The sequence below is a fragment of the Streptomyces sp. NPDC051561 genome, assembly GCF_044454195.1.
GTDB lineage: Bacteria > Actinomycetota > Actinomycetes > Streptomycetales > Streptomycetaceae > Streptomyces.
In genome coordinates this window covers 36,417-59,707 of the sequence record NZ_JBITDM010000021.1, presented here as the reverse complement: position 1 = coordinate 59,707, position 23,291 = coordinate 36,417, and the positions used below count along the sequence as shown (strand labels likewise).

Genomic DNA, 23,291 nt, shown 5'->3' with positions numbered 1-23,291 from the left:
GGCCCAGTGTCATCGTCACCATTGGGGCATGCGAACTTCAGGATTCGGGTCATGATTCCCGCACTGGTCTGGCCGTGCGGGGCGGTGCCACTATGGCGCTCCTGTATTCGGGCTCCACCGGGACGTGAAGGGACCGTGTCCATGGACGTGAAAGTTTTGGGACCGCTCACCGTGGACGAGCAGGGCATTTCGATCGTGCCCACCGCAGCGAAGCCACGGCAGATCCTGGCCCTGCTCGCCATGCAGTCCGACCATGTCGTCACGGTGCCGACGCTGATGGAGGAGATCTGGGGCGAGCACATCCCGCGCAGTGCCGCCACCACGTTGCAGACGTACGTCCTTCAGCTCCGGCGCAAGCTCGCCGCCGCGCTGGAGGGCGGTCCCGGCCGGCAGGCCAAGGACGTCCTGGTCACCCGGCACGGGGGATATCTCCTCCAGGTGCAGCCCGGAGTGGTGGACCTCCAGGAGTTCGAGCAGCTCAAGGCGTCCGGCCGCAGCGCCCACGAGTCCGGCGACCACCGGGCCGCCTCCGACCTGCTGGGCCGCGCGCTCGGCCTGTGGCAGGGGCCCGCCCTGGTCGACGTACGCATCGGCGGTGTCCTGGAACTGGAGGTGCTGCGGCTGGAGGAGGACCGGATGGCCGCGCTCGAACTGCGCCTCGACAGCGACCTGCGGCTGGGCCGGCACACCGAGATCGTGCCGGAGCTACGGGTACTGATGGCCCGTCATCCCATGCACGAGAGCTTCTGCTCCCAGCTGATGACCGCCCTGCACCGGTCGGGCAGCGCCTGGCGCGCCCTGGAGGAGTACCAGCGACTGCGCGACACCCTCGTCGACGAGCTCGGCCTGGAGCCCTCCGCCCGCATCCAGCGCCTGCACCAGGCGATCCTCAACGCCGATCCGAACCTGGACCTCGACGACGCGCACGCCGGCGCCGGACGCTGACGAGGCCGCCACCCACCCCCCGGCCCCTCCATCGGGGCTCTAGGCACCGTTCCTACGGTGCGCCGATGACGATCCTCGATGACCACCGGCCCGTCGCCCCCGTCGCCGTCACACCTCCCACCACCCCGCGGACGCCCACCGCTCCCACAGTGCCGCGTCCTCCCACCGCTGCCGCCGCTCCGGTCGCCCCGTGCCCTGCCGCCGCGGAGCCCCCCGACCTGGCCTCCGCCACCGCCGAACTCCGCCGGCTCAAGGAGGAGGTCGGCCGCGGCCCCGACCCGGAGGCCACCCGCCGCCAGCACGCCAAGAACAAACTCACCGCCCACGAACGCCTCCACCTCCTCTTCGACGAGGGCACGTTCACCGAGATCGAGCCGCTGCGCAGGCACCGTGCCACCGGCTTCGGTCTGGAGGACCGCAAGCCGCACGGCGACGGGGTCGTCATCGGCTGGGGGCAGGTGCACGGCCGCACCGTCTTCGCGTACGCCCACGACTTCCGCGTCTTCGCGGGCGCCCTCGGCGAGGCGCACGCCGCCAAGGTGCACAAGGTGATGGACCTCGCCGAGTCCGCCGGGGCCCCGCTGGTCTCCCTCAACGACGGCGCGGGCGCCCGCATCCAGGAGGGCGTCACCGCGCTCGCCGGGTACGGCGGCATCTTCCGCCGCAACGTCGCCGCCTCCGGGGTCCTCCCGCAGATCTCCGTCATGCTCGGACCCTGCGCGGGGGGCGCCGCCTACAGCCCGGCCCTCACCGACTTCGTCTTCATGGTCCGCGAGAGCGCCCAGATGTTCATCACCGGGCCCGACGTCGTGCAGGCCGTCACCGGGGAGAGGATCACCCACAACGGGCTGGGCGGCGCGGACGTCCACGGCTCCGTTTCCGGAGTCAGCCACTTCACGTACGACGACGAACGCGACTGCCTCGAAGACGTCCGCCACCTGCTGTCCTTCCTCCCGGCCAACAACCGCGAGATGCCCCCCGTGGAGCCCACCGCCGACCCCGCGGGCCGCCGCACCGACGCGCTCACCGCACTCGTCCCCGCCGACCCGGGCCGGTCCTACGACATCCGCGACGTCATTGAGGAGATCGTCGACGACGGCGACCACTTCGAGGTCCACGAGGGCTGGGCCCGCAACGTGGTCTGCGCGCTCGCCCGGCTCGACGGCCACCCCGTCGGCATCGTCGCCAACCAGCCCGCCGCCCTCGCCGGGGTCCTCGACATCCACGCCTCCGAGAAGGCCGCCCGCTTCGTCTCCACCTGCGACGCCTTCAACATCCCGCTGGTCACCCTCGTCGACGTGCCCGGCTTCCTGCCCGGCGTCGACCAGGAACACCACGGCATCATCCGGCACGGCGCGAAACTCCTGTACGCCTACTGCAACGCCACCGTGCCCCGCATCTCCCTGGTCCTGCGCAAGGCGTACGGCGGCGCGTACATCGTCATGGACTCCCGCTCCATCGGCGCCGACCTCTCCTTCGCCTGGCCCACCAACCAGATCGCCGTGATGGGCGCCGAGGGCGCCGCGAACGTCATCTTCCGCCGCGAGATCGCCGCGTCCGACGACCCCGAGGGGCTGCGGCAGCAACGCATCAAGGAGTACAGCTCCGAGCTGATGCACCCCTACTACGCGGCCGAGCGCGGCCTCGTGGACGACGTCATCGACCCCGGCGAGACCCGCTCCGTACTGATCCGCTCGCTGGCCGCACTGCGCTCCAAGAAGGCCGAGATACCCGACCGCAAGCACGGCAACCCGCCCACCTGATACCCCCTCGGCAACCGCCCTGAACAGGTACGACGCCCTGTCCACGCGGACGCGAGCGGCTGTCGAGCAGGCGCCCGTTCCATGACGGCACCGGCGTAGGGCAGCACGTCACGAGCGCGCTCCCGTCCGGTCGGACGGCCGGGGCGGCCAGGCCCGATCCCGAACCGCCCCGGCCGCCGTACGGACAGTCGCACCCGACGGAGGAGATTCCACAGTGTCCCGCACCGTTTCACTCAGGAAGTCGAGGTAGCCGCCATGCGCAGAGTCGTCATCACCGGCCTCGGTGTGGTGGCCCCGGGCGGGGTCGGCGTCAAGGAGTACTGGGACCTGCTGACCGCGGGACGCACCGCCAGCCGGCGGATCTCCTTCTACGACCCCTCCCCGTTCCGTTCCCAGGTCGCCGCCGAGTGCGACTTCGACCCGGTGGCCGCAGGCCTCAGCCACCAGGAGATACGCCGCCTGGACCGGGCCGCCCAGTTCGCCGTGGTCTCCACCAGGGAGGCGGTCGCCGACAGCGGTCTCGACTTCGCCGCCCTCGACCCGGGCCGGATCGGTACCTCGCTGGGCAGCGCGGTCGGCTGCACCACCAGCCTGGAGCGGGAGTACGTCGTCACCAGCGACGGCGGACGGCTGTGGAACGTGGACCACACCTACGCGATCCCCGAGCTGTACAGCCACTTCGTGCCCAGTTCGATGGCCGCGGAGGTGGGCAGAGCGGCCGGCGCCGAAGGCCCCGCCGCGGTCGTGTCCACCGGCTGCACCTCCGGACTGGACTCGCTCGGCCACGCCGTCGAGCTGATCCGCGAGGGCACCGCCGACGTGATGATCGCCGGCGCCACCGAGGCCCCGATCTCCCCGATCACCTCGGCCTGCTTCGACGCCATCCACGCCACCACCCCGCGCAACGACACCCCCGAGAGCGCGTGCCGGCCCTTCGACCGGACCCGCAGCGGCCTGGTCCTCGGCGAGGGCGCGGCGATCCTGGTCCTGGAGGAGTACGAGGCGGCCAAGGCCCGCGGCGCGCACATCTACGCCGAGATCGCCGGCTTCGCCTCCCGCGCCAACGCCTTCCACATGACCGGCCTCAAGCCCGACGGCATCGAGATGGCCACCGCCATCGACGCCGCCCTGGCCGAGGCCCGCCTCGACCCCACCTCGATCGACTACATCAACGCCCACGGCTCCGGCACCAAGATGAACGACCGCCACGAGACCGGCGCCTTCAAGCGCAGCCTCGGCGCCCACGCCTACGCCACCCCGATCAGCTCCATCAAGTCGATGATCGGCCACTCCCTGGGTGCCATCGGGTCGCTGGAGATCGCGGCCTGCGCGCTCGCCATGGAGCACAGCCTGCTGCCGCCGACCGCCAACCTCCACGAGCCCGACCCCGAACTCGACCTGGACTACATCCCGTTGACCGCCCGCGAGAAGAGAGCCGACACCGTGCTCAGCGTCGGCAGCGGCTTCGGCGGCTTCCAGAGCGCGATGCTGCTGGCCCGCCCGGAGAGGAGCGCCGCATGAGCGCCACAGCGACCCCTGCCCCGACCGTCGTCACCGGTCTGGGCATCACCGCCCCCAACGGCCTGGGCACCGAGGAGTACTGGAAGGCCACCCTCACCGGCACCTCCGGTCTCACCACCGTCTCCCGCTTCGACGTCTCTTCCTACCCCTCGACGGTCGCCGGTGAGATCTCCGGTTACGTCGCCGAGGACCACATCCCCTCCCGGCTGCTCCCGCAGACCGACCACATGACCCGGCTCGCCCTCACCGCCACCGACTGGGCCATCGCGGACGCCGGCCTCGACCCCGAGACGCTGCCCGAGTACGGCATCGGAGTCGTCACCTCCGCCTCCGGCGGCGCGGTCGAGTTCGGCCAGCGCGAACTGCAGAACCTGTGGAGCCAGGGCAAGGAGTACGTCAGCGCCTACCAGTCCTTCGCCTGGTTCTACGCGGTCAACACCGGCCAGATCTCCATCCGCCACAAGATGCGCGGCCCCAGCGGCGTACTCCTCACCGAGCAGGCCGGCGGCCTCGACGCCCTCGGCCAGGCCCGCCGCCACATCCGCAAGGGCTGCCCGGCGGTCGTCGCGGGCGGCGTCGACGCGATGCTCTGCCCCTGGGGCTGGGTCCCGCAGATCGCCTCCGGGCTGCTGTCCACCGACCCCGACCCGGCCACCGCGTACGCACCCCTGTCCTCCGGGGCCAGGGGGTACGTCCCCGGAGAGGGAGGCGCCATCCTGATCACCGAGGACGCCGCGTCCGCCCGCAGCCGGGGCGCGGCCCAGATCTACGGCGAGATCGCCGGTTACGCGGCCACCCTCGACCCGCCCCCGGGCTCGCCCCGCCCCCCAGGTCTGCGCAGGGCCGCCGAGAACGCCCTCGCGGACGCCGGACTCACCCCCGCCGACATCGACGTGGTGTTCGCCGACGCGTCCGGTGTCCCCGCCCTCGACCGGGCCGAGGCCGACGTCCTGACCGGCCTCTTCGGCCCGGGCGGGGTCCCGGTCACCGCCCCCAAGACCCTGACCGGACGGCTGCTCGCGGGCGGCGCCGCCCTGGACGCGGCCACCGCCCTGCTCTCCCTGCGCGACGGCGTCATCCCGCCCACCGCCACCACCGGCACCCCCCTCCCGGGCCTCGACCTCGTGGTCGGAGCCCCCCGGGAGACCGCCCCGCGCACCGCCCTGCTGCTGGCCCGCGGCCACGGCGGCTTCAACGCGGCCCTGGTCCTGCGCAAGGCGGCCTGACGCTCCACGGGCCCCGCGGCCCCGGCCCACATACCCGACGACCCGACGACCCGACGACCCGACGACCCGACCGAAGTGCTCCTCCACCCAACCGAAAGGCAGAACATGTCCACCACCACCGCCACCGTGACCCTGTCCGACCTGACCCGGATGCTCCGCGAGAGCGCGGGCGAGGAGGAGGGCATCGACCTGGACGGCGACGTACAGGACACCCCCTTCATCGACCTCGGCTACGACTCGCTCGCCCTGCTCCAGGTCATCGGCCAGGTCCAGCGCGAGTACGGCATCTCCATCCCGGACGACGCCATAGTCGACGCCGAGACCCCCGGCGCCCTGCTCGCCCTCATCAACGCGGGCAGCCGGGTCGCGGCGGCCTGACCGCCGCCCCCCCGACGCGGCCGCCCCGAGGTTCCCCCCCGTACCTGGGGCGGCCGCTCCTCCCTCATCCGCGCACCACCCCGCGTCCCCCCGCCCCCCGCACCACCCGCTACTCCCCCCGCCCCACTCGCCGCGAGGAGACAGCCCATGTCGCTCACCGTGCACAGCGCAGTGACCCGGAGACTGGTCGTCAGCCCGGGACCCGCCCCCCAGATCACGCTCCGGGCGACACCCGCCGCCCTCTCCGCGGTGCTGCGCGCCTTCGGCCGCGCACCCGCCGACCTCCCGGTCCGCACGGTCGTCTACATCGGCGACACCCCCCTCCCCGCAGACCCCCTCCCCGGCACCCCGCTCCCCGCCCCCCTCCCCGCCGAGCACGAAGGCTTCGTGGTCCGCTCCACCCCTTCCCCCGGCCACGCCCTGCGCCTGGCCCACCATGAACTCCAGGACCGCACCGCCGACTTCGCCCTGGTGGCCGCCTTCGGCGAACCCGCCGCCGGCACCATCACCGTCTACGCCCTGCGCCGCGCCGCCGAAGCGATCGCGGACGCCGACCCCGTACTCGGCCTGCTGGACCTCGCGGACCCGGCCGGCAAAACCGCCGACCCCACGGCCGTCCCCCCACTGCGCCCCGTCGACCACGGCGCCCGTACCACCTCACCCGACCGCCACCGCCTGCTGCTGTGGTCCGGCAGGGACGCCAAGGACGAGGCCCGGGTACGGGGCGAACTGATGCCCCTGCTCAGCGGACTGCACGAGGAGGCCTTCCCCTCGCTGCCCACCGCCGTTCCCTGCGGCACCCCGCCGGGCCAGGTGCGCGGCGCGGTCGTCACCGTCGCCGCGCTGGCCGCCGCCGCCGTGCACCGGGCGAAGACCGTCACCCACCCCGGCCCCCGCCCCATCGCCCTGCTCTTCCCCGGCCAGGGCTCCCAGCACCACGCGATGGCGGCCGGGCTCTACCGCCACGAGCCGGTCTTCACCGCCGCCGTCGACGCGGTCCTCTCCCACCTGGGCGAGGAGGGCGACCGCATCCGTACCGACTGGCTGAGCACCGCACAGCAGGGCGCGGGCCCCGCCGTCCCCGTCGACGACGTACGCCGCGCCCAGCCGCTGATCTTCGCCGTCGACTACGCGCTCGCCCGCATGGTCATCAGCTGGGGAGTACGGCCCGCGGCCCTGCTCGGGCACAGCGCCGGGGAACTCGTCGCGGCGGTCGTCGCCGGGGCGATCGCCCTGCCCGACGCGGTCGCGATGATGCGCGAACGGGTCCGCGAGGCGGTGAAGATCCCGCCCGGCGGCATGCTCGCGGTGGCCGCCAACGAGGAACAGCTGCGCCCCTACCTCGCCGCCGATGTCGCCATCGCCGCGGTCAACGCCCGCCAGCAGACCATGCTGGCCGGCTCCGTCGCCCCGCTGGCCGCGGTCGAGGCCCGGCTGCGCGCCGACGGATACACGGTGGTCACCGTCCCGGCGACCAGCCCGTTCCACTGCCCTGCCATGGCCCCGGCCGCCGAAGCCATCGAGTCGGCGTACCGCACCCTGCCGCTGCGGGCGCCCACGCTGCCGCTCTACTCCGGCTACACCGGCGAGCTGATGACCGCCGACCAGGCGACCAGCCCCCGCTACTGGGCCAGGCACCTCACCGACACCGTGCAGTTCGCCCCGGCCCTGGAGTCACTGCTCGCGGTCGACGACATGCTGCTCATCGAGGTCGGCTCCCGGCAGACCCTCACCGCCTTCGCCCGCCGCCACCGGGCCGTGCGGCTGGGGGCGAGCGCCGCGGTCCCGCTGCTCCCCGCCCGCCCCGGCACCGCGGAGGCCGACCGGCAGTCGGTGCTGAACGCGGCGGCCCGCCTGTGGACCGAGGGCCACGACCTGGACCAGGTCGCGCTCTCCCGCCTCTGGTCCTGGACCGCCGAACCGGCTCGCACCCCGGTGGCCGCCCACTGACCGAACGAGGTCGCGAGCACCCCTGCGGACCAGGTACTATTTACGAGTCAAGCGCCGCTAGCTCAGTTGGTTAGAGCAGCTGACTCTTAATCAGCGGGTCCGGGGTTCGAGTCCCTGGCGGCGCACTTGATGACTGAGGCCCCCACCGGTTCACCGGTGGGGGCCTCAGTCATGTGACCGTCGGGCGGCCCCGGCGGGCGGCCGCCTCTCACCGCGGTCCACGGCGGCCTACAGCGACAGCGAAAGCGCCATCGGGGTCGCCCGCCGGTTCAGCGCGTCCGCCGCCTGCCGCAGCCGGTGCACGTGCTCGACCGGCAGGGAGAGCGCGAGGCAGCCCACGGCCGCCCCCGCCGTCAGCGGTACGGCGGCGCAGACGGTACCCAGCGCGTACTCCTGGAGGTCCAGGACCGGGACCGTCGGAGGCTGGCTGTCCAGCGTGGAGAAGAGGATCCGCTCATTGGTGATGGTGCGCGAGGTCAGCCGGGCGGTCCTGTGCCGGGAGAGGTGCTCGCGGCGCCCGTCCTGGTCGAGCTGGGTGAGCAGGCACTTGCCGACGGCGCTGGCGTGCGCGGTGGAGCGGAAGTCCACCCACTCGTTGACCTTGGGGGTGAGCGGGCCCTCGGCGACCTGGGTGACCCGGATCTCCCCGTCGACGTACCGCCCGATGTAGACCGCGGCGCCGACCGAGTCACGCAGCTGGTCCAGGGTCTGCTGGAGCCTGAGCCGCAGGCCCTCGCGGCCGGCCGTGCCGGAGCTGGTGACCAGTTCCAGTGCGTCGCCGCCCACATAGGCGCCGTCCACGACCTGGGCGACGTAACCCTCCCTGCGCAGCATCAGGAGCAGTGGGCCCAGGACGGCGGCGGGGAGTGCGGTCTCGCGGGCGAGCTGGACGTCGGTGACGCCGTCACTGTGCCGGGACACCGACTCCAGCACGCGCAGGGCGTACTGCACCGAGTGCTGCGGCGTGGTCGGCTCGGGCTTCAGCGCCACGGTTCCCCCATCGATGGTTGCGACCGTCTGCCATCTGCATGTGCTGTTGTGCTGGATCTGCGTCGTTCTTGCGTCGTACGCCACGATAGCCGTCAACCCCCGCCGTGGGGGCGGGGGTTGACAAAATGGCGTCCGCGCGCATACCGGTCAGAGGGGCGTGAGCTGGGCGACGCCTCCTGTGGCATATGCCAGCGTCAGATCACACTTCACGGGTGCGGGCGGGGTGCGGTCTACAGCACCGCGCCCAGGAACTCCCGGGTCCGCTCGTGCTCCGGGTCGCCGAAGATCTTCTCCGGCGGGCCCGACTCGATGACCCGGCCGGAGTCGAACATCAGCACGTCGTCGGAGATGTCCCGGGCGAAGTTCATCTCGTGGGTGACGCAGAGCATGGTGATGTCGGTGGTGCGGGCGATGTCGCGCAGTACGTCCAGGACGCCCGCCACCAGTTCGGGGTCGAGGGCGGAGGTGACCTCGTCGAGGAGCAGCACCTGCGGGCGCATGGCGAGCGCGCGGGCGATGGCCACCCGCTGCTGCTGGCCGCCGGAGAGCTGGGTGGGCTTGGCGTCGCACCGGTCGCCCAGGCCCACCATGTCGAGCAGCTCGCGCGCCCGCTCGTCCGCCTCGTCCCTGGACAGGCCCAGCACCCGCACCGGGGCTTCGGTGATGTTGCGCAGCACGGTCATGTTCGGGAAGAGGTTGAACTGCTGGAAGACCATACCGATGTTCTTGCGGACCTCGCGCAGCTGCTTCTCGCCCTCGGAGGGGAAGAGCTGACGCCCGCCGACGTGGATGGTGCCCTCCTCGGGCTTCATCAGTGTCATCAGCAGGCGCAGGATGGTGGTCTTGCCGGAGCCGGAGGGCCCGATCAGGGTCACGTGCTTGCCCGGCTTCACCGAGAAGCACAGGTTGTCCAGGACGGTGTTCTTCCCGAACCGCTTCGTGACGTTGTCGAACGTGATCAGGTCGCCGTCGGCGGAGGGGACTTGACGGGTGTCGGTGACTTCAGCGGACAAGGCGACGCTCCAGGACTCGCAGCAACAGGGATGCCGGGTAGGCGATGAGGATGAAGGCGATGCCGACGACGGTCAGCGGCTCGGTGTACTGGAAGGTGGACGCGCTCTCCAGCCGGGCCTGCTGGAGCAGTTCCAGCACGCTGATGCCGGCCAGTAGCGGGGTGTCCTTCAGCATCGAGACCACGTAGTTGCCGAGCGCCGGCACGATGCGCCGGATCGCCTGCGGCAGGATCACCGCGAACCAGGTGCGGTGCATGGGCAGGCTGAGCGCGGTCGCCGCCTCCCACTGGCCGGCCGGGACGGCGTCGATGCCCGCCTTGTAGACCTGTGCGGTGTACGTCGAGTAGTGCAGCCCGATCGCCACGGTGCCGGTGGTGATCGCGGAGAACTGGATCCCCCACTCCGGCAGCACGAAGAACAGGAAGAACAGCTGCACCAGCAGCGGGGTGTTGCGGATGAACTCGGTGACGACGTTCACCGGCCAGCGCACCCACTTCAGCGGCGAGCGCAGCCCGAAGGCCCACACAAGGCCGAGTGAGAACGACAGCAGCGAGCCGAGGGCCAGCACCTGGAGGGTGAGCAGCACCCCGTCCCAGAAGCGCGGCATGAAGTCCGCGACGGCGGACCAGTCCCAGTTGCTCATCGCGTACCCCCGGCGGCCTGGGCCTTGATGTCGATGCCGATGCCGGCCTTGGTCCTGCGCTCCAGGCCCTTCATGCCGCGCGTCAGCAGGAACGCGATCACGAAGTAGATGACCAGGGTGATCGAGTAGATCTGGGCGCTCTCCTGAGTGGCGAGCCGCACCAGGTACGCGGCGAACGAGACGTCACCGATGCCCAGCAGGGACACCAGCGCGGTGCCCTTCAGCAGCTCCACCAGGAGGTTGTTGAACGGCGGGATCATCTCCGGCACCGCCTGCGGCAGCAGGATCAGCCGCATCCGCTGCCACGGGGTGAAGTTGAGGGCGATGCCCGCCTCGCGCTGCGCGGGAGTCACCGAGTTCAGGGCGCCGCGCACGACCTCCGCACCGTACGCACCGTAGGAGAGACCCAGTGCGAGCACGGCGGCCCACATGGGAACGAACGCCCAGCCGATCAGACCCGGCACCACGAAGAACAGCCAGAACATCAGCACCAGTGCCGAGGTCCCCCGGAAGATCTCCGTATAGACACCCGCGAGGAAGCGCACGATCCACAGCCTGTGGGTGCGTGCCATCCCGATGCCGAAGGCGACGACGGTCGCCAGTACGGCGCTGTAGACGGTCAGTTGGACCGTCGTCCAGATCCCCGGAAGGATCCAGTTCACCCAGAGTCCGGAGCTCATCGGCACAGCTCCTTGGCCGTCAGCGTCGTCATCTCCGACTTGGTGAAGCCGAACGGCTGGAGGATCCGGAACAACTCGCCGCTCTTCTTCATCTTGTGGATCTCCACATTGAAGGCGTCACGCACTTCGGCGTCGAGCCTGCGGAAGGCGAACCCGCCGCCGTCGACCTTCTTCTTGCCGTCCACCAGCGGAGCGAAGGGGGCGGTGGCCTCGGCCTTGGTGCTCTTCTTGACCACTCCGCGGCCGGTCAGCGCCGTACCCGCGAACACGTCGACCCGGCCGGACTCGACCGCGTTCAGGCCCGCGACCGGGTCCTGGAGGATCACGAGTTCCTTCTCCGGGATGCCGGCGGCTATCGCGTAGTCGATCTCCGCGTATCCGGTGCCGGTGGCCATCTTGGCGCCCGTGCGCTTGATGTCCTGGTACGAGAGGAGCTTCTTCGGGTTGCCCTTGGGCACGATGAAGGAGTCCAGCATCTGGTACTCGGGGTCCGCGAAGATGACCTGTGCGCAGCGGTCCTTGTTGATGTACATCCCGGCCGAAACCACATCGAACTGCTGCGAGTTGAGGCCGGGTATCAGGGAGGAGAAGTCGGTCGCGACCGGCTGCACCTTCGCGACACCCAGCCGCTTGAAGATCACTTTGGCGAGTTCCACCGCCTCACCGGTGAAGTTCCCCTGGTCGTCGATGAAGCCGTACGGGGCTTCGCCCGCGATGCCCATCCGCACGATTCCCTGCGATCTCAGCCGGGCCAGCGTGTCCCCGGTCGGCACCTTGCTGCATCCCGCGACCCCGAGCGCCCCCGCCGCGCCCAGCGCCGCTCCGCCCATCAGAACCGAGCGCCTGCCTATCGGCCGTCCCGCCGACAGTCCTATCGATCGTCGTCTGCCATTTCCTTGCTCTTCCCTGAAATCTCGTGTGGGAGCCATGGGCGCGCGGCTACCCAGTGCCGTACGGACTACTCCACTCAATTCCAGCCCTTGTTCCGGGAGATGCACCCTTGACGTGAGCGATCTCCGCTGCACGATGGGAAGATGACCGATCGATACGTGGACATATCGCTCGACAAGCGTGGTGTGCACTGCACCGCCCGACTCCTCGACGACAAGGCCCCGATCACCTGCCGCGCGGTCTGGGACGCGCTTCCGCTGTCCGGCGAGGTCTATCACGCGAAGTACGCCCGCAATGAGATCTATGCCCTCTTCCCGTCCTTCGCCGCCGCCGAACCACCCCTGGAGAACCCCACAGTCACCCCCATCCCCGGTGACCTCTGTTACTTCTCCTTCGCGGGTACGGACCTGGCGACCGGCTCCTACGGCTACTCCGCCGATCACGTCCAGCCCGGCCGCCCCGTCATCGTCGACCTGGCCCTCTTCTACGAACGCAACAACCTGCTGATCAACGGCGACCAGGGCTGGGTGCCGGGCATCGTGTGGGGCTCGGTCGTGGACGGCCTCGACCGGATGGCGGAGGCGTGCCAGGACCTCTGGCGGGCGGGGGCGGTGGGGGAGACGCTGAGTTTCCGGCGGTCTGCGGAGTAATCATGCGCTCTGTCCGGTGAGTTGGCGGGAATGCCCGCGCTCCGTACCATCCGCCTCCGGCACGGTGCCGGAAGCCGCAAGGACGGAGTCAGCCAGTGAGCGATGCGACACCCGAGGAGAGACCCGGCGCGGGATCCGGCGCGGGATCCGACGCCGGAACCGGCGAGAGACCCGGCGCGGGATCCGGCGGGAGACCCCACGAGGGACCCCAGGACCCCTCCGCCAGTGACATCGACTGGGCGGCCGAGGTGCGCTGGCACGACACCCGGTCCGCCTCGGCGACGGCGGTGGTCGTCGTCGGATGCGCGGTGGCCGCAGGGGTGTGCTGGGGCACCGGTGGGCGTGGCTGGGAGCGGGTGATGGCGATCGGCCTGGTGCTGTCGCTGTTCATCGCCTGGTTGAACGACCTGACCCTGACGCGGGCCCAGGCCAGGAGCGGCTACTCCGTACGGCAACTGGCGGTGCTGCAACGGCGGCTGCGGCAGGAGCGGATCCCCGCCGATCCACAGGCCCGCCGGGTCATGGCCGACCTGATCCGGATGCAGATCGGAAGGAAGCGGGCCGCCGGAATCTGGAGGGTGGCCGTGCCGGTGTGTCTGATGCTGGTGATCGGCGTCGTCAATCTGCTCCTCGGCCACTTCCTCCTCGGCGCGCTGGTGCTCGCCTTCGCGGGCTTCTTCGTCACCTACTACCGCAGCATGGCGAGTGCGCGCGCCCGTCTCGCCCGGGTGGAGGCGGCGCTGGCGGATCCGGGGCAGCAGACGACGTAACCCCGCCCGTTCGTACGGCACGGGAGTGCGCCCGGCGAGGGCGGGCACCCGGAACTCCGTCACCCCGGCTCCGTCGCCGGGGGCGGAGGAGGTGCGGGGATGAGAACCGAGCAGCCCGGCAGTGCGCAGCGGGCGGACGAGCGGCGGTGGTACGAAATGCCGTGGGCGGGCGTCACCGGCCTGCTCCTGATGTGCGGCCTCCTCTTCCTCTGGCTCCAGTGGATGTGGGAGGACGTCCTGTTCGCCGGGGCCCTCTGCGCCGGCGGTGCGGTGGCCGGCCTGGTGGTGGGGGTGGTCCTCCGCCGAAAGGCGGTCCGCCAGGCACGTGAACTGGGCCTGGAACCGAAGGATCTGCCCCCACTCGCCCGCCGGATCAAGCGGGAGGAGACCCCCGAGGACGAGACGGACCGGCAGCGCATGCTGTGGCTCCTGGAGAAGCAGTTCCGCCCCTTCACCCTTAACCCCCGCTGGCTGTGGCTCGGCCTGGCGGGTCTCTACGCGCTGCTCCTGCTGTCGATGCTCTTCCTCGGGGACGACGGCAGGCAGGCTCCGCTCTGGGGATTCCTGCTCGTCCTCTCCGTGTGGAACCACTTCCACTTCCGCCGCATGCGGGCCCTCCACGACCGCATGCTGCCCCGCCTCCAGCCGGTGACGGGGCAGCATCAGTGATCACGTGGGCCGCACCGGCTACCTCCCGGGCGCCGCCACCCGCGCCCGCGCCCAGCTCCGCTGCTCGTCCAGATACGCGTCCACCACCAGCCCCGCCCCTGCCAGCGCCTCCTCGAACTCCTTCTCCGTCAGCGGGCAGGACAGATACGTCTGCGTCCACTTGGCGTCGGGGAAGTAGTACTCCACATGCAGCGACCGGGACCCCGGCCGGCCCTCGTCCGGCGAGGGCTCGGAGGACACCGCCCGGATCAGCTCGCCGCCCGCCGCCCGCCGTTCCCTGGGCAGCCCCTCGTGCCGCCCGTCCGCCTCCCGCTGCACGATCACCCATCCCTCGTCGGCGACATGGCGGCGGCACGCGTCCAGCATCCCCTCCCGTACCCCTTCCGTTCCCGCGTGCACCAGGAACGACGCCAGCAGGACGACGTCGAAGCGCTCCTCGCCGGTGAGGTCCAGCGACTCGATCGGGCTGCGTACGGTACGGATCCCGGGTACCGCCTCCCGTACCGCGTCCAGCATCTCCTCGGACTCGTCGACCGCCGTCACCTCGAAACCGAGCTCCGTCAGCGGACGCGTCAGCCGCCCCGCCCCCGAGCCGAGTTCGAGCAGACGCGCACCGGGCAGCCGGCCGGCCACCGCTCGGGCCACGATCTCCGGCTCTCCCTCGGCGGATATCCGCCGGTAGAGCTCCACCGCGCACCCGTCCGGGGTGATCGCCCCGGGCCCGGTGCCCTCGTATCCCTCGCGCACGATGTGATTCATGGGGCGTATCGGAGCATGTCGCCCCGGCCAGGTAAAAGGCATTCTCAAGCCATCCACCCGGACCCCGAAAAGCATTCCGCTTGTGGTGATCGTGCGGCTAATCTGCGCAGGTCCACCAGGGGGGTGGGCGTTGCGTGAAGTAGCGGGTGGGGAAGAACGTGAGCGTCGGACGTGCGTGGCGAGTGATCGTCGGAGTCGGTGGCGGACTGTATCTGCTGGGGTCGGGGCTGTCCGGGCTGCACACCCAGCTGACCGGGGTGAAGGGGTACTTCACCCCCGAGTACTGCCATTCCACCGCCGGCCGCCACGGTGACCCGCAGTACAAGTGCGAGGGCTCCTTCGTGGACACGGCCGGGACGTTCATCATTCCCAGGCTGGAGATCGACCAGACCTACTCGGAGCACCCCGGCACGGGCCGCGTCAGTGTCTTCGTCGACGCTCAGGGCTCGGACACCGCCGTGACCGACGACCGGAACGCCTCGCTGGGGATGGCCGGGGGCGGGGCGCTGATCCTGACCGTCGCGGTCGGCTTCGGGGTGCGCTGGGCGCGCAGGTCCCGCCGTGAGGACGAAGCCCGGCAGCGGGCGGCCGTGGCAATGGCCTGAAGATGACCACGCGGGAGGAAATCTCGGCACAAGCCGTGCCCGAAGCCCGTCTCGGTCGTCACGTGGGTAGGCGACTTTCTCATGTGGCCACCGAGATATGGGCATTTGGAGTATTCACCGTGAAGAACGGAATTACCGGAATCGGGCGAAATGTGAAGGTGCGCCGTGCGTCGGCGATCGCCGTCACCGCCGCCACCGCCGGGTCGGTCCTGGCGTCCGGGGCGGCCATCGCCCCGGCACAGGCACTCGCCCCCGAGGCGGTGACCCCCGCCGCGGCGCCGGCCGGGGTGACCGCCGCGCCCAAGGCCCCCACGGTCTCCGCCAGGGGGGCCTTCCTGATGAACGCCGGCACGGGCAGGACCCTCTACGCCAAGGCGGCGGACACCCGGCTGCCCACCGGCTCCACCACCAAGATCATGACGGCCAAGGTGGTGCTGGCCACCAAGGGCCTCAACCTGGACGCCAAGGTCACCATCCAGAAGGCGTACAGCGACTACATCGTCAAGAACACCGCCTCCTCGGCCCGCCTGATCGTCGGCGACAAGGTGACCGTCCGGCAGCTGCTGTACGGGCTGATGCTGCCGTCCGGCTGCGACGCGGCGTACGCCCTGGCCGACAAGTTCGGGGCCGGTAGGACTCGGGACGCCCGGGTGAAGTCCTTCATCGGCAAGATGAACGCCACCGCCAGGTCGCTGGGCCTGAAGAACACCCACTTCGACTCCTTCGACGGCGGCGGCGGAAACGGCAACTACTCCACCGCCCGCGACCTCACCCGCCTGGGCATGAGCGCCATGCAGAGCGACACCTTCCGGAAGATCGTCGCCACCAGGTCCACCAAGCAGCGCACGGTGACGAGGTCCGGCGGACACCGCGACATGACCTGGACCAACACCAACCCCCTGCTGACCAGCTACAAGGGGACGCTGGGCATCAAGACGGGCTCGGGCCCACAGGCGAAGTACTGCCTGGTCTTCGCGACGAAGCGAGGGTCGAAGACCTTGTACGGGGCACTGCTGGGCTCCTCGTCGGACGTGAACAGGGCGAAGGACGCCGGGAAGCTGCTGAATTACGGGTTCGCGCGCTGACCAGCGCTGACAACTGGTGTGCCGGAACCCCGATGCGTTCGGGGTTCCGGCGTGCGCCGGCAGGACTATGCGCCGGTGGTCAGCGAAGCGAGCAGATCGGCGACCGGGAAGAGGGAACCGCGGTCCGATTCCGAGGGCGAAGCCCAGTGTCCGACCAGTCCCACCACGCTGCCGGCGTCTGCGAAGGCGGGCGCACCTGCGATTCCACGCTCGAACTCACCGGCCACCCGCAGCAGCGCTCCCGAGCGCCCCTTGAACATCAACAGGCACGAGAACGGGCCGTTGCGTGCCTCCGTGCTCACCAAGAGCTGACTGCCCGGGACAGGACGCGTATCAATGGCCAGCGGCTGTTCGGGCGCCGGCAGGGGCCCGGAGAGACGCAACACCGCGAAGAGGTTAAGGGCACCCGGGGCCAGATCGGGGAACTCGACCGAACTCGTTTTCACACGGTGGTCACTGCCCCCCGCGAACATGTGGGTGAGTCTGCCCGGCGGCACCACATCCCCGACCGTGACCACTGTCCAGGCATCGACGAGAAGCCCGCTGCCCCGGAGAAACCCTGCCTCGTCGAACACCTGGACGCTCCGTGAGCGGACGTACCCCTCATCGCCCCGCCACCCGTTGAGAGTGTTAGTGATCATGACGTCCCCCGTGATGGTGGTCTGCACCCCCGAGCCCTCACGCGGGAAGATTCCGGCCGGGGCAGTCCCCTCCCGCTCGACCGCCACCGCCACCGCCCCCTCCGCCTCCATCAACTGACGCTCCAGCTGCTCGCAGCGCTCCTCCGCCTCCCGGTGCAGCGCCCGGACCCGGCCCAACTCGTCCTGGAGGTCACGGATCTCCGCCCGCAGCCGGACCTGCTCCGCCGCCGTTCCCTCGTCACCCGCCCCCGAAGCCGGCGGCTCCGAAGCCAGCGGCCCCGAAGACGCCTGGAGTTCCCGGTAGCGCAACTGGAGATCCCGGATGCGGTGCTCACGGTCCTGGAGCGTGTCCTCCAGCATCCGCTCCCGCATGGCCGCCCGCCGTACCTCCTGATCGGCCTGCGCCAGCCGCTGCTCCAGCAACTGGGCGGCATGAACCGGGCTGTTGCCCTGCTGCAACGCCGCGGTGTGCAACTCCCGCAGCATCCCGATCGTCTCCTCGGTGGGCACCGTGCCGCGCTCCTCCGCCACGTCGTGCAGGAGGTTCAGAACGAACTCCCAGCGGGGCATTCGCTGCCCGCCCAGGTACCGGGAGACGGTGGAGCAGTCGTACGAGCGCCGGGCCGCGTACCGGCGGGTGGAGACGCCGAGCCCCAGGAAGAGGTCCCGCAACGCCTTCGCCAGGGCGGCCACTTCGGGCGCCAGCCCCTCGTCGACCCGCTTCAGCTCGGTCATCGCGCACCGTCCCCGCTCCTGCTGCCAGTTGCCCGGCATCACTGCTGCACCTCCCGCAGCACCCCGGGCCCAAGTCATTCTGAACGTACGCCTTCCGAGGCATCCGCACCCACCTCTCCCACCGGAACGGGGACTTCGCCATGCCGCACCACACCAACCGGTTCCAGGACCTCCTCGTCTTCCTCGCCGTGCTCGCCACCGGCACCTTCCTCGTCCTGCGCGGCACCGCGCCGGAGTCCCTCGCCACGATCGCCGTCGCCGTCTCCGGCCTCTACGCCACCTGGCGCGGCACCGGCGGCCGCCGGAACTGAGAGCCCGCGTCTGAGAGCCCGCGCCCCACCCGCAGGAGTTCAGGCCCCGTACCGGGCCACCGGCACGGACCCCGCGACCCCCGCCCCGTACAGCGTGTCCGCCGCCCCCAGCACCACCCCGTCCCGGTGCCGCGCCGCGATCAGCTGGACCCCGATCGGCAGCCCGCCCGCATCCACTCCGCAAGGGACCGTGGCGGCCGCCTGCTGGGTCAGGTTGAAGGGGTAGGTGAACGGGGTCCACCCCGTCCACCGGCGGAGTCCGGCGCCGCGCGGCACCTCGCTGCCCGCCTCGAAGGCGGTGATCGGGAGGGTCGGCGTCACCAGCAGGTCGTACGTCGCATGGAAGCGGCCCATCCGCCGGCCCAGCTCCATCCGGGCGTCCACCGCCGCCAGATAGTCCAGCGCCGAATACCGTGCCCCGATGCCGCAGATCTCCCGCAGGCCCGGGTCCAGTGATTCCCGCTGCTCCCGTCCGAAGTGCTGGACCACCCGGGCCGCCCCGCTGAACCACAGGGTGTGGAAGGCCTCGTAGGGGTCCGCGAAGTCCGGGTCCAGCTCCTCCACGAAGGCGCCCAGTTCGGCCAGCTTCTCGACCGCGCCGCGTACCGCCGCCGCCACCTCGGGGGCGACCTTCACCTGGCCGCCCAGGGTGGGGGAGTAGGCGATCCGCAGGCCGCGCACCCCGTCCCCGAGCCGGGTCCGGGTCTCGCTGTCGTCGGTGACCGGGAGCTGCGACCAGTCCCGCCAGTCCGTCTCGCCGGACATCACGTCCAGCATCAGCGCCGCGTCCGCCGCGTCCCTGGCCATGGGGCCCGCGTGGGCCAGGGTGCCGAAGGGGCTGGAGGGGTAGAGCGGGATCCGGCCGTACGTCGGCTTCATGCCGAAGATTCCGCAGAAGGAGGCGGGGATGCGGACCGAGCCGCCGCCGTCCGTGCCGATGGAGAGCGGTCCCGCGCCCGCGGCCACGGCCACCGCGCTGCCGCCGCTGGAACCGCCGGCCGTCTTCGCCGGGTCGTGCGGGTTGCGGGTGATGCCGTGCCGGGGCGAGTCCGTGACGCCCTTCCAGCCGAACTCGGGGGTGGTGGTCTTGCCGATGAAGACCGCCCCGTGCTCGCGCAGCCGGGCCACCGCGGGCGCGTCCTCGTCCCAGGCGCCCTCGGCGGATATGGACTGCGAACCGCGCAGGGTGGGCGTGCCCGCCTGGAGGAGGAGGTCCTTCACGGTCACCGGTACGCCGTCGAGCAGGCCCCTGGGCTCCCGGCGGCGCCACCGCTCGGCGGACTCCCGGGCCTGGGCCAGCGCGGCCTCGCCGTCGATTCGGACGAACGCGTTCAGGGTCGGCTGGATGGCCTCGGCCCGCTCCAGTACGGCGCGGGCCGCCTCCACGGGCGAGGCCTCGCCCTTCTCGTAGGCGGCGAGAAGCTGACGTGCCGTGAAGGACGCGAGGGCGGTGGGCTCTGCTGTCGGCTCAGTCATGGGAGGGGTCATGGGTGGGGACGTACCCAACATCCTTGTCCACTACATTCGGCAGCGGCTTTCCGCTCTCCCAAAGGTCGTACAACTCCAGGAACTGTGAGCCCAGTTCGTCCCTCCAGCCCACCACGTCACCGCTCATGTGCGGGGAGACGATCAGCCCGGGGACGTCCCACAGCGGGCTTTCCGGCGGGAGCGGCTCCTGCTCGAAGACGTCCAGGGCGGCGCCGGAGATCCAGCGCCCGGCCAGCGCGGCCAGCAGGTCCGCCTCCACCACCAGCCGGCCCCGGCCGACATTGATGAAGTACGCCGACGGGTTCATCGTGTCGAAGGCCCGGGCGTCGAACATCCCGCGCGTCGCGTCGGTGAGCGGGGCGGCCGAGACCACCCAGTCGGCCCGGGCGAGCAGCGGCGGCAGATCCTGGGGGCCGTGCACCCCGGGGCGGGCCCTGCGCCCGGTGACCGCGACCGTCACCCCGAGTGCCTCCAGCGTGCGGGCGATGGACCGGCCGATCGGGCCCGAGCCGACCACCACGGCCCGCGTCCCGGCCACCCGCCGCGTCTCGCGGTGCCGCCAACGCCGTTGCCTCTGGAGCTCGTTGGTGCCGTAGAAGTCCTTCGCGGCGGCGATGACCAGGCCCGCGACGTATTCCGCGATCGGGGCCTCGAAGATCCCCCGCGCATTGGTGACCACGGTGTCCGAGGCGGCCAGCTCCGGGCACATCAGATGGTCCACCCCGGCGCTCGCGGTATGCACCCAGCGGGGGCGCGGACCCTCGCCGGGCCACGCGCGCCGTACCGCGTCCGAGAGGAAGTCCCACACCAGCAGGACATCGGCGAGGGGGAGTTGACTCGCAAACGTCGATTCGTCACCGTGCAGAATGCGGGTGCGTCCGGTCAGGCCGCCAAGACGGGGCGGCGGGTCGGCATCGAGCACCAGAAGGGTCGTTTCGCCGTCTTCGCGAGTTTTGCTGGCATCAGTCATAGTCAGGAAACCGTTTCGCAACGTCGCAGATGTACTGATTGACCACGCTGGTACCTACACCCTACGGTCGTCAACACCCATACCTGGGGGCCGCTTTGGATACTCGCTCCATCGATACCGTGTTTCTCGGTGGGCCACAGCCGCAACGCGGTGTCGGAGTGGTCGCCCCGTTCGACTTCGCTCTGGACAGGGAGCTGTGGCGCTGGGTGCCGGACGGTATCTCGCTCCATCTGACCCGCACTCCCTACGTCCCCGTCGAGGTCAGTCTCGACCTGGCCCGGCTCGTCAGTGAGCACCAGACGCTGCGCGAGGCGGTCCGGGCGCTGATCGCGGTCGAACCGCAGGTGGTCGCGTACGCCTGCACCTCCGGCAGTTTTGTGGACGGCACCGCCGGGGAACGCGCCATGTGCGAGGCGATGTCCCGGGCCGGGGTCACCGAGGACGGCGAACTGCCCTCGGTGACCACCTCGGGCGCCCTCCTGGAGGCGCTCGGCGAACTGGGCGCACGCCGGATCGCCGTGGTCACCCCGTACACGGAATCGGTCACCCAGGCACTGGAGGACTATCTGGCGGAGGCGGGCATCGTGGTCACGGGACGCGAGTTCCTGGGCCTCACCCGGCACATCTGGAAGGTGCCGTACCGGGACGTGGTGGACATGGCGCGGCGGGCGGTGGTCGGCGCGGCCGACTGCCTCTTCATCAGCTGCACCAATCTGCCCACGTACGACGTCATCCCCCAACTGGAGGCGGAACTGCGGATGCCGGTCCTCTCCGCGAACCAGGTCACCATGTGGTCCGCGCTGCGGCGGCTGGAGCTGAACGCGGTCGGGCCCTACCAGCTGCTGCTGATGGCGGCGCAGCGGCCGGGTCCCGTGGCGGAGATCGTTCCGCAGGTACTGGCCGAGCCCTCGGTGCTGGCGGAGCCCTCGGGGTTCACCGAGCCGCCGGTCCTGGCCGACCCCCAGACGCTGGCCGCCGACCCGCCCGTACTCCCACCGCTGCTGCCGCCCCCGCTCCCGCAGTTCCCCGAGCAGGAAGGCCTGAACTGACATGACAGCGATCGGATTCCTCTACCCCGGCCACTCGGCCGAGGACGACTACCCGCGGATGGAGGCGCTGCTCGCCGACGCGGAGGTACGTCTCCCGCTGGTCCACACCGACATCGGCACCGACGCCCACCGGGTGGACGCCCTGCTGGAGATGGGCTCGGCGGACCGGCTGGCGGCAGGCGTCGAGGAGCTGCGGCTCTCCGGCGCCGAGGCCGTCGTCTGGGCCTGTACCAGCGCCAGCTTCGTGTTCGGCTGGGAGGGCGCCCACGAGCAGGTACGCACGCTGGCCGCCACGGCCGGCCTGCCCGCCTCGTCGACCTCCTTCGCCTTCGCCCATGCGGTACGGAAGCTGGGGGTGACCCGGGTCGCGGTGGCGGCCACCTACCCCGACGACGTCGCCGAACTCTTCCGCACCTTCCTCAAATCGGCGGGCGCGGAGGTCGTCTCCACCCGGGGCAGCGGCGTCATCACGGCGGCCGAGGTGGGCACCTGGGGCCGCGAAGAGGTCCTCGCCCTGGCCCGCGCCGGCGACCATCCCGACGCGGAAGCGGTCCTGCTGCCCGATACGGCGCTGCACACCGCCGCCCATCTGACCGAGCTGGAGGCCGAGTTGGGCAAGCCCGTGCTGACGGCGAACCAGGTCACCGTGTGGGAGGGGCTGAGGCTGGCGGACCGCAGGGTGCGGGCGGCGGCGCTGGGGGCGCTGTTCGCCGGGTAGCCGGCAGCCCACCGGCCCCGTCCCGCGGAGGGCTTGACCTCAACCGCGATTCAGGTCGGAGGGTGGACACATGAAGCCGAGCGAAACATCCACGCGCCGTGTCGAGTTCTTCTACGACCTCGTCTGTGTCCACTCCTATCTGGGATTCACCCGGTTCTCCAAGGCGGTCGACCGGTATCGCGAGAACGGCGGTTCGGTCGAAGTGATCTTCCGCCCGTTCCACCTCTCCTCGGAGGAACCGGCCGCCGGACGGCCCCTGTTCGAGGTCCACCGGGCAGCCTTCGGGGAGGAGCGGGCGCAGGCCATCGCCAAGGACCGGAGCTTCGGTGCCGAGGACGGGCTGAAGGTGGACTTCGAACGGGCCATCTTCACCAATACCGCCGCCGCACACCGCCTGGTGCTCGCGGCGGCGGCGGAGGGGAAGGGCGAGCGCATGGCGGAGCGGCTGTTCAGGGCCTACTTCTCCGACGGGGTGAACATCGCCGATTCCGCGACGCTGCGACGGCTCGCGGACGAGATCGGAGTGGTGCGCAGGGACGTGGGGGAGGAGGTGCTGCGTGCGCAGCTCGCCCGCGTCCGTGAGGCGAAGGTGAGCTCGGTGCCGCTGTTCGTCTACGACGACGGCGTCACGATGTCGGGAGCGCAGTCCGTCGAGGCCTTCTCGGACGTGCTGGGCTCGAACGTACTGGGCTCGGACGTACTGGATGCGAACGTGCTGGGGCGGCCCGCGCACAGCGTCTGAGCGAGGGGAGGGGGAGGCCCGGGGAATATCCGGAGCCTCCCTCCTGTTCGTATTCGGGAGTACGCACCAGTACGCCGACGTACGCCCGAAACGCTTGCC

24 protein-coding genes and 1 tRNA gene are annotated in these 23,291 nt (G+C 70.9%); 16 read left to right on the top strand and 9 right to left on the bottom strand.

Annotation, left to right across the window (positions count from 1 at the left end):
* Positions 1-141: 141 nt before the first annotated feature.
* The 7 genes from ACIA73_RS33020 (at position 142) to ACIA73_RS32990 (ending at position 7,908) form a co-directional block, all read left to right on the top strand.
* Positions 142-945 carry a BTAD domain-containing putative transcriptional regulator gene (locus ACIA73_RS33020; RefSeq protein ID WP_399442569.1) on the top strand — a complete coding sequence of 268 codons (804 nt, stop codon included), beginning with the start codon at positions 142-144 and terminating at the stop codon, positions 943-945.
* Positions 946-1,010: 65 nt separating this feature from the next.
* Positions 1,011-2,708, top strand: coding sequence for an acyl-CoA carboxylase subunit beta (locus ACIA73_RS33015; protein WP_399442568.1), 1,698 nt, complete (start codon positions 1,011-1,013; stop codon positions 2,706-2,708).
* A 255-nt stretch (positions 2,709-2,963) separates the two neighbouring features.
* The gene (locus ACIA73_RS33010) at positions 2,964-4,229 is read left to right on the top strand and encodes a beta-ketoacyl-[acyl-carrier-protein] synthase family protein (protein ID WP_399442567.1); all 1,266 of its coding nucleotides are present in this window, start codon (positions 2,964-2,966) and stop codon (positions 4,227-4,229) included.
* The gene (locus ACIA73_RS33005) at positions 4,226-5,455 is read left to right on the top strand and encodes a ketosynthase chain-length factor (RefSeq protein WP_399442566.1); all 1,230 of its coding nucleotides are present in this window, start codon (positions 4,226-4,228) and stop codon (positions 5,453-5,455) included. Before ACIA73_RS33010 ends, ACIA73_RS33005 begins: the two co-directional genes overlap by 4 nt.
* A 105-nt stretch (positions 5,456-5,560) precedes the next feature.
* A complete protein-coding gene (locus ACIA73_RS33000; RefSeq protein WP_399442565.1) occupies positions 5,561-5,833 on the top strand; it encodes an acyl carrier protein in 273 nt (90 codons plus the stop codon).
* A gap of 147 nt (positions 5,834-5,980) precedes the next feature.
* The gene (locus tag ACIA73_RS32995; protein WP_399442564.1) at positions 5,981-7,783 is read left to right on the top strand and encodes an acyltransferase domain-containing protein; all 1,803 of its coding nucleotides are present in this window, start codon (positions 5,981-5,983) and stop codon (positions 7,781-7,783) included.
* A gap of 51 nt (positions 7,784-7,834) precedes the next feature.
* Positions 7,835-7,908, top strand: a tRNA-Lys gene (locus ACIA73_RS32990).
* Between the two features lie 103 nt (positions 7,909-8,011).
* Here the strand turns inward: ACIA73_RS32990 and ACIA73_RS32985 are convergent.
* From ACIA73_RS32985 to ehuB, 5 genes are all read right to left on the bottom strand, one after another.
* Positions 8,012-8,773: an IclR family transcriptional regulator gene (locus ACIA73_RS32985; protein WP_399442563.1), complete on the bottom strand. Its 762-nt coding sequence runs from the start codon at positions 8,771-8,773 to the stop codon at positions 8,012-8,014.
* 230 nt (positions 8,774-9,003) lie between these two features.
* The gene (gene ehuA, locus ACIA73_RS32980; protein WP_399442562.1) at positions 9,004-9,786 is read right to left on the bottom strand and encodes an ectoine/hydroxyectoine ABC transporter ATP-binding protein EhuA; all 783 of its coding nucleotides are present in this window, start codon (positions 9,784-9,786) and stop codon (positions 9,004-9,006) included.
* The gene (ehuD, locus tag ACIA73_RS32975) at positions 9,776-10,429 is read right to left on the bottom strand and encodes an ectoine/hydroxyectoine ABC transporter permease subunit EhuD (RefSeq protein WP_399442561.1); all 654 of its coding nucleotides are present in this window, start codon (positions 10,427-10,429) and stop codon (positions 9,776-9,778) included. Before ehuD ends, ehuA begins: the two co-directional genes overlap by 11 nt.
* Positions 10,426-11,109 (bottom strand): ectoine/hydroxyectoine ABC transporter permease subunit EhuC, encoded by a 684-nt coding sequence (gene ehuC, locus ACIA73_RS32970; RefSeq protein ID WP_399442560.1) that lies wholly within the window; start codon positions 11,107-11,109, stop codon positions 10,426-10,428. Before ehuC ends, ehuD begins: the two co-directional genes overlap by 4 nt.
* Positions 11,106-11,939 (bottom strand): ectoine/hydroxyectoine ABC transporter substrate-binding protein EhuB, encoded by an 834-nt coding sequence (gene ehuB, locus ACIA73_RS32965; protein WP_399442559.1) that lies wholly within the window; start codon positions 11,937-11,939, stop codon positions 11,106-11,108. The genes ehuC and ehuB overlap by 4 nt, the downstream gene beginning before the upstream one ends.
* Positions 11,940-12,143: 204 nt before the next feature.
* On the opposite strand from ehuB, the gene ACIA73_RS32960 reads away from it, so the two are divergent.
* The 3 genes from ACIA73_RS32960 to ACIA73_RS32950 all read left to right on the top strand — a co-directional run bounded on the left by ACIA73_RS32960 (position 12,144) and on the right by ACIA73_RS32950 (position 14,089).
* Positions 12,144-12,650 carry a DUF3830 family protein gene (locus tag ACIA73_RS32960; RefSeq protein ID WP_399442558.1) on the top strand — a complete coding sequence of 169 codons (507 nt, stop codon included), beginning with the start codon at positions 12,144-12,146 and terminating at the stop codon, positions 12,648-12,650.
* A 95-nt stretch (positions 12,651-12,745) separates the two neighbouring features.
* A complete protein-coding gene (locus tag ACIA73_RS32955; protein ID WP_399442557.1) occupies positions 12,746-13,420 on the top strand; it encodes a hypothetical protein in 675 nt (224 codons plus the stop codon).
* A 99-nt stretch (positions 13,421-13,519) separates the two neighbouring features.
* Positions 13,520-14,089 carry a hypothetical protein gene (locus tag ACIA73_RS32950; protein WP_399442556.1) on the top strand — a complete coding sequence of 190 codons (570 nt, stop codon included), beginning with the start codon at positions 13,520-13,522 and terminating at the stop codon, positions 14,087-14,089.
* A gap of 18 nt (positions 14,090-14,107) precedes the next feature.
* On the opposite strand, the gene ACIA73_RS32945 is transcribed toward ACIA73_RS32950, so the two are convergent.
* Positions 14,108-14,848, bottom strand: a complete 741-nt coding sequence (locus ACIA73_RS32945) for a class I SAM-dependent methyltransferase (RefSeq protein WP_399442555.1) — start codon at positions 14,846-14,848, stop codon at positions 14,108-14,110.
* 158 nt (positions 14,849-15,006) lie between these two features.
* On the opposite strand from ACIA73_RS32945, the gene ACIA73_RS32940 reads away from it, so the two are divergent.
* Together ACIA73_RS32940 and ACIA73_RS32935 are read left to right on the top strand one after the other, a co-directional pair.
* Positions 15,007-15,453, top strand: coding sequence for a hypothetical protein (locus ACIA73_RS32940; RefSeq protein WP_399442554.1), 447 nt, complete (start codon positions 15,007-15,009; stop codon positions 15,451-15,453).
* Between the two features lie 119 nt (positions 15,454-15,572).
* Complete coding sequence (locus ACIA73_RS32935) at positions 15,573-16,538, top strand: D-alanyl-D-alanine carboxypeptidase family protein (protein WP_399442553.1); 966 nt, start codon at positions 15,573-15,575, stop codon at positions 16,536-16,538.
* A gap of 65 nt (positions 16,539-16,603) precedes the next feature.
* Here the strand turns inward: ACIA73_RS32935 and ACIA73_RS32930 are convergent, their stop codons facing one another.
* Complete coding sequence (locus ACIA73_RS32930; protein WP_399442552.1) at positions 16,604-17,914, bottom strand: hypothetical protein; 1,311 nt, start codon at positions 17,912-17,914, stop codon at positions 16,604-16,606.
* 140 nt (positions 17,915-18,054) lie between these two features.
* Here ACIA73_RS32930 and ACIA73_RS32925 point away from each other — a divergent pair, with 140 nt between their 5' ends.
* A complete protein-coding gene (locus ACIA73_RS32925; RefSeq protein WP_399442551.1) occupies positions 18,055-18,225 on the top strand; it encodes a hypothetical protein in 171 nt (56 codons plus the stop codon).
* A 39-nt stretch (positions 18,226-18,264) separates the two neighbouring features.
* Here ACIA73_RS32925 and ACIA73_RS32920 read toward each other — a convergent pair whose 3' ends face one another.
* On the bottom strand, positions 18,265-19,701 hold the full coding sequence (locus ACIA73_RS32920; protein ID WP_399442550.1) for an amidase: 1,437 nt from the start codon (positions 19,699-19,701) through the stop codon (positions 18,265-18,267).
* On the bottom strand, positions 19,694-20,683 hold the full coding sequence (locus ACIA73_RS32915) for a D-2-hydroxyacid dehydrogenase (RefSeq protein WP_399442549.1): 990 nt from the start codon (positions 20,681-20,683) through the stop codon (positions 19,694-19,696). The genes ACIA73_RS32920 and ACIA73_RS32915 overlap by 8 nt, the downstream gene beginning before the upstream one ends.
* Positions 20,684-20,793: 110 nt before the next feature.
* Here ACIA73_RS32915 and ACIA73_RS32910 point away from each other — a divergent pair, with 110 nt between their 5' ends.
* The 3 genes from ACIA73_RS32910 (at position 20,794) to ACIA73_RS32900 (ending at position 23,192) form a co-directional block, all read left to right on the top strand.
* Positions 20,794-21,732: a decarboxylase gene (locus tag ACIA73_RS32910; protein ID WP_399442651.1), complete on the top strand. Its 939-nt coding sequence runs from the start codon at positions 20,794-20,796 to the stop codon at positions 21,730-21,732.
* A 1-nt stretch (position 21,733) separates the two neighbouring features.
* Entirely contained in the window at positions 21,734-22,450 is a 717-nt protein-coding gene (locus tag ACIA73_RS32905) for a decarboxylase (protein WP_399442547.1), read from the top strand.
* A 70-nt stretch (positions 22,451-22,520) separates the two neighbouring features.
* Positions 22,521-23,192 carry a DsbA family protein gene (locus ACIA73_RS32900; protein WP_399442546.1) on the top strand — a complete coding sequence of 224 codons (672 nt, stop codon included), beginning with the start codon at positions 22,521-22,523 and terminating at the stop codon, positions 23,190-23,192.
* Positions 23,193-23,291: the final 99 nt, after the last annotated feature.

Excerpts from the sequence above, each read along its gene's own strand:
- ACIA73_RS33020 (WP_399442569.1), top strand. The coding sequence starts at position 142 with ATGGACGTGAAAGTTTTGGGACCGCTCACCGTGGACGAGCAGGGCATT.
- ACIA73_RS33015 (WP_399442568.1), top strand. The coding sequence starts at position 1,011 with ATGACGATCCTCGATGACCACCGGCCCGTCGCCCCCGTCGCCGTCACA.
- ACIA73_RS33010 (WP_399442567.1), top strand. The coding sequence starts at position 2,964 with ATGCGCAGAGTCGTCATCACCGGCCTCGGTGTGGTGGCCCCGGGCGGG.
- ACIA73_RS33005 (WP_399442566.1), top strand. The coding sequence starts at position 4,226 with ATGAGCGCCACAGCGACCCCTGCCCCGACCGTCGTCACCGGTCTGGGC.
- ACIA73_RS33000 (WP_399442565.1), top strand. The coding sequence starts at position 5,561 with ATGTCCACCACCACCGCCACCGTGACCCTGTCCGACCTGACCCGGATG.
- ACIA73_RS32995 (WP_399442564.1), top strand. The coding sequence starts at position 5,981 with ATGTCGCTCACCGTGCACAGCGCAGTGACCCGGAGACTGGTCGTCAGC.
- ehuD (WP_399442561.1), bottom strand. The coding sequence starts at position 10,429 with ATGAGCAACTGGGACTGGTCCGCCGTCGCGGACTTCATGCCGCGCTTC.
- ehuC (WP_399442560.1), bottom strand. The coding sequence starts at position 11,109 with ATGAGCTCCGGACTCTGGGTGAACTGGATCCTTCCGGGGATCTGGACG.
- ehuB (WP_399442559.1), bottom strand. The coding sequence starts at position 11,939 with ATGGGCGGAGCGGCGCTGGGCGCGGCGGGGGCGCTCGGGGTCGCGGGA.
- ACIA73_RS32960 (WP_399442558.1), top strand. The coding sequence starts at position 12,144 with ATGACCGATCGATACGTGGACATATCGCTCGACAAGCGTGGTGTGCAC.
- ACIA73_RS32950 (WP_399442556.1), top strand. The coding sequence starts at position 13,520 with ATGAGAACCGAGCAGCCCGGCAGTGCGCAGCGGGCGGACGAGCGGCGG.
- ACIA73_RS32945 (WP_399442555.1), bottom strand. The coding sequence starts at position 14,848 with ATGAATCACATCGTGCGCGAGGGATACGAGGGCACCGGGCCCGGGGCG.
- ACIA73_RS32930 (WP_399442552.1), bottom strand. The coding sequence starts at position 17,914 with ATGACCGAGCTGAAGCGGGTCGACGAGGGGCTGGCGCCCGAAGTGGCC.
- ACIA73_RS32925 (WP_399442551.1), top strand. The coding sequence starts at position 18,055 with ATGCCGCACCACACCAACCGGTTCCAGGACCTCCTCGTCTTCCTCGCC.
- ACIA73_RS32920 (WP_399442550.1), bottom strand. The coding sequence starts at position 19,701 with ATGACTGAGCCGACAGCAGAGCCCACCGCCCTCGCGTCCTTCACGGCA.
- ACIA73_RS32915 (WP_399442549.1), bottom strand. The coding sequence starts at position 20,683 with ATGACTGATGCCAGCAAAACTCGCGAAGACGGCGAAACGACCCTTCTG.
- ACIA73_RS32905 (WP_399442547.1), top strand. The coding sequence starts at position 21,734 with ATGACAGCGATCGGATTCCTCTACCCCGGCCACTCGGCCGAGGACGAC.
- ACIA73_RS32900 (WP_399442546.1), top strand. The coding sequence starts at position 22,521 with ATGAAGCCGAGCGAAACATCCACGCGCCGTGTCGAGTTCTTCTACGAC.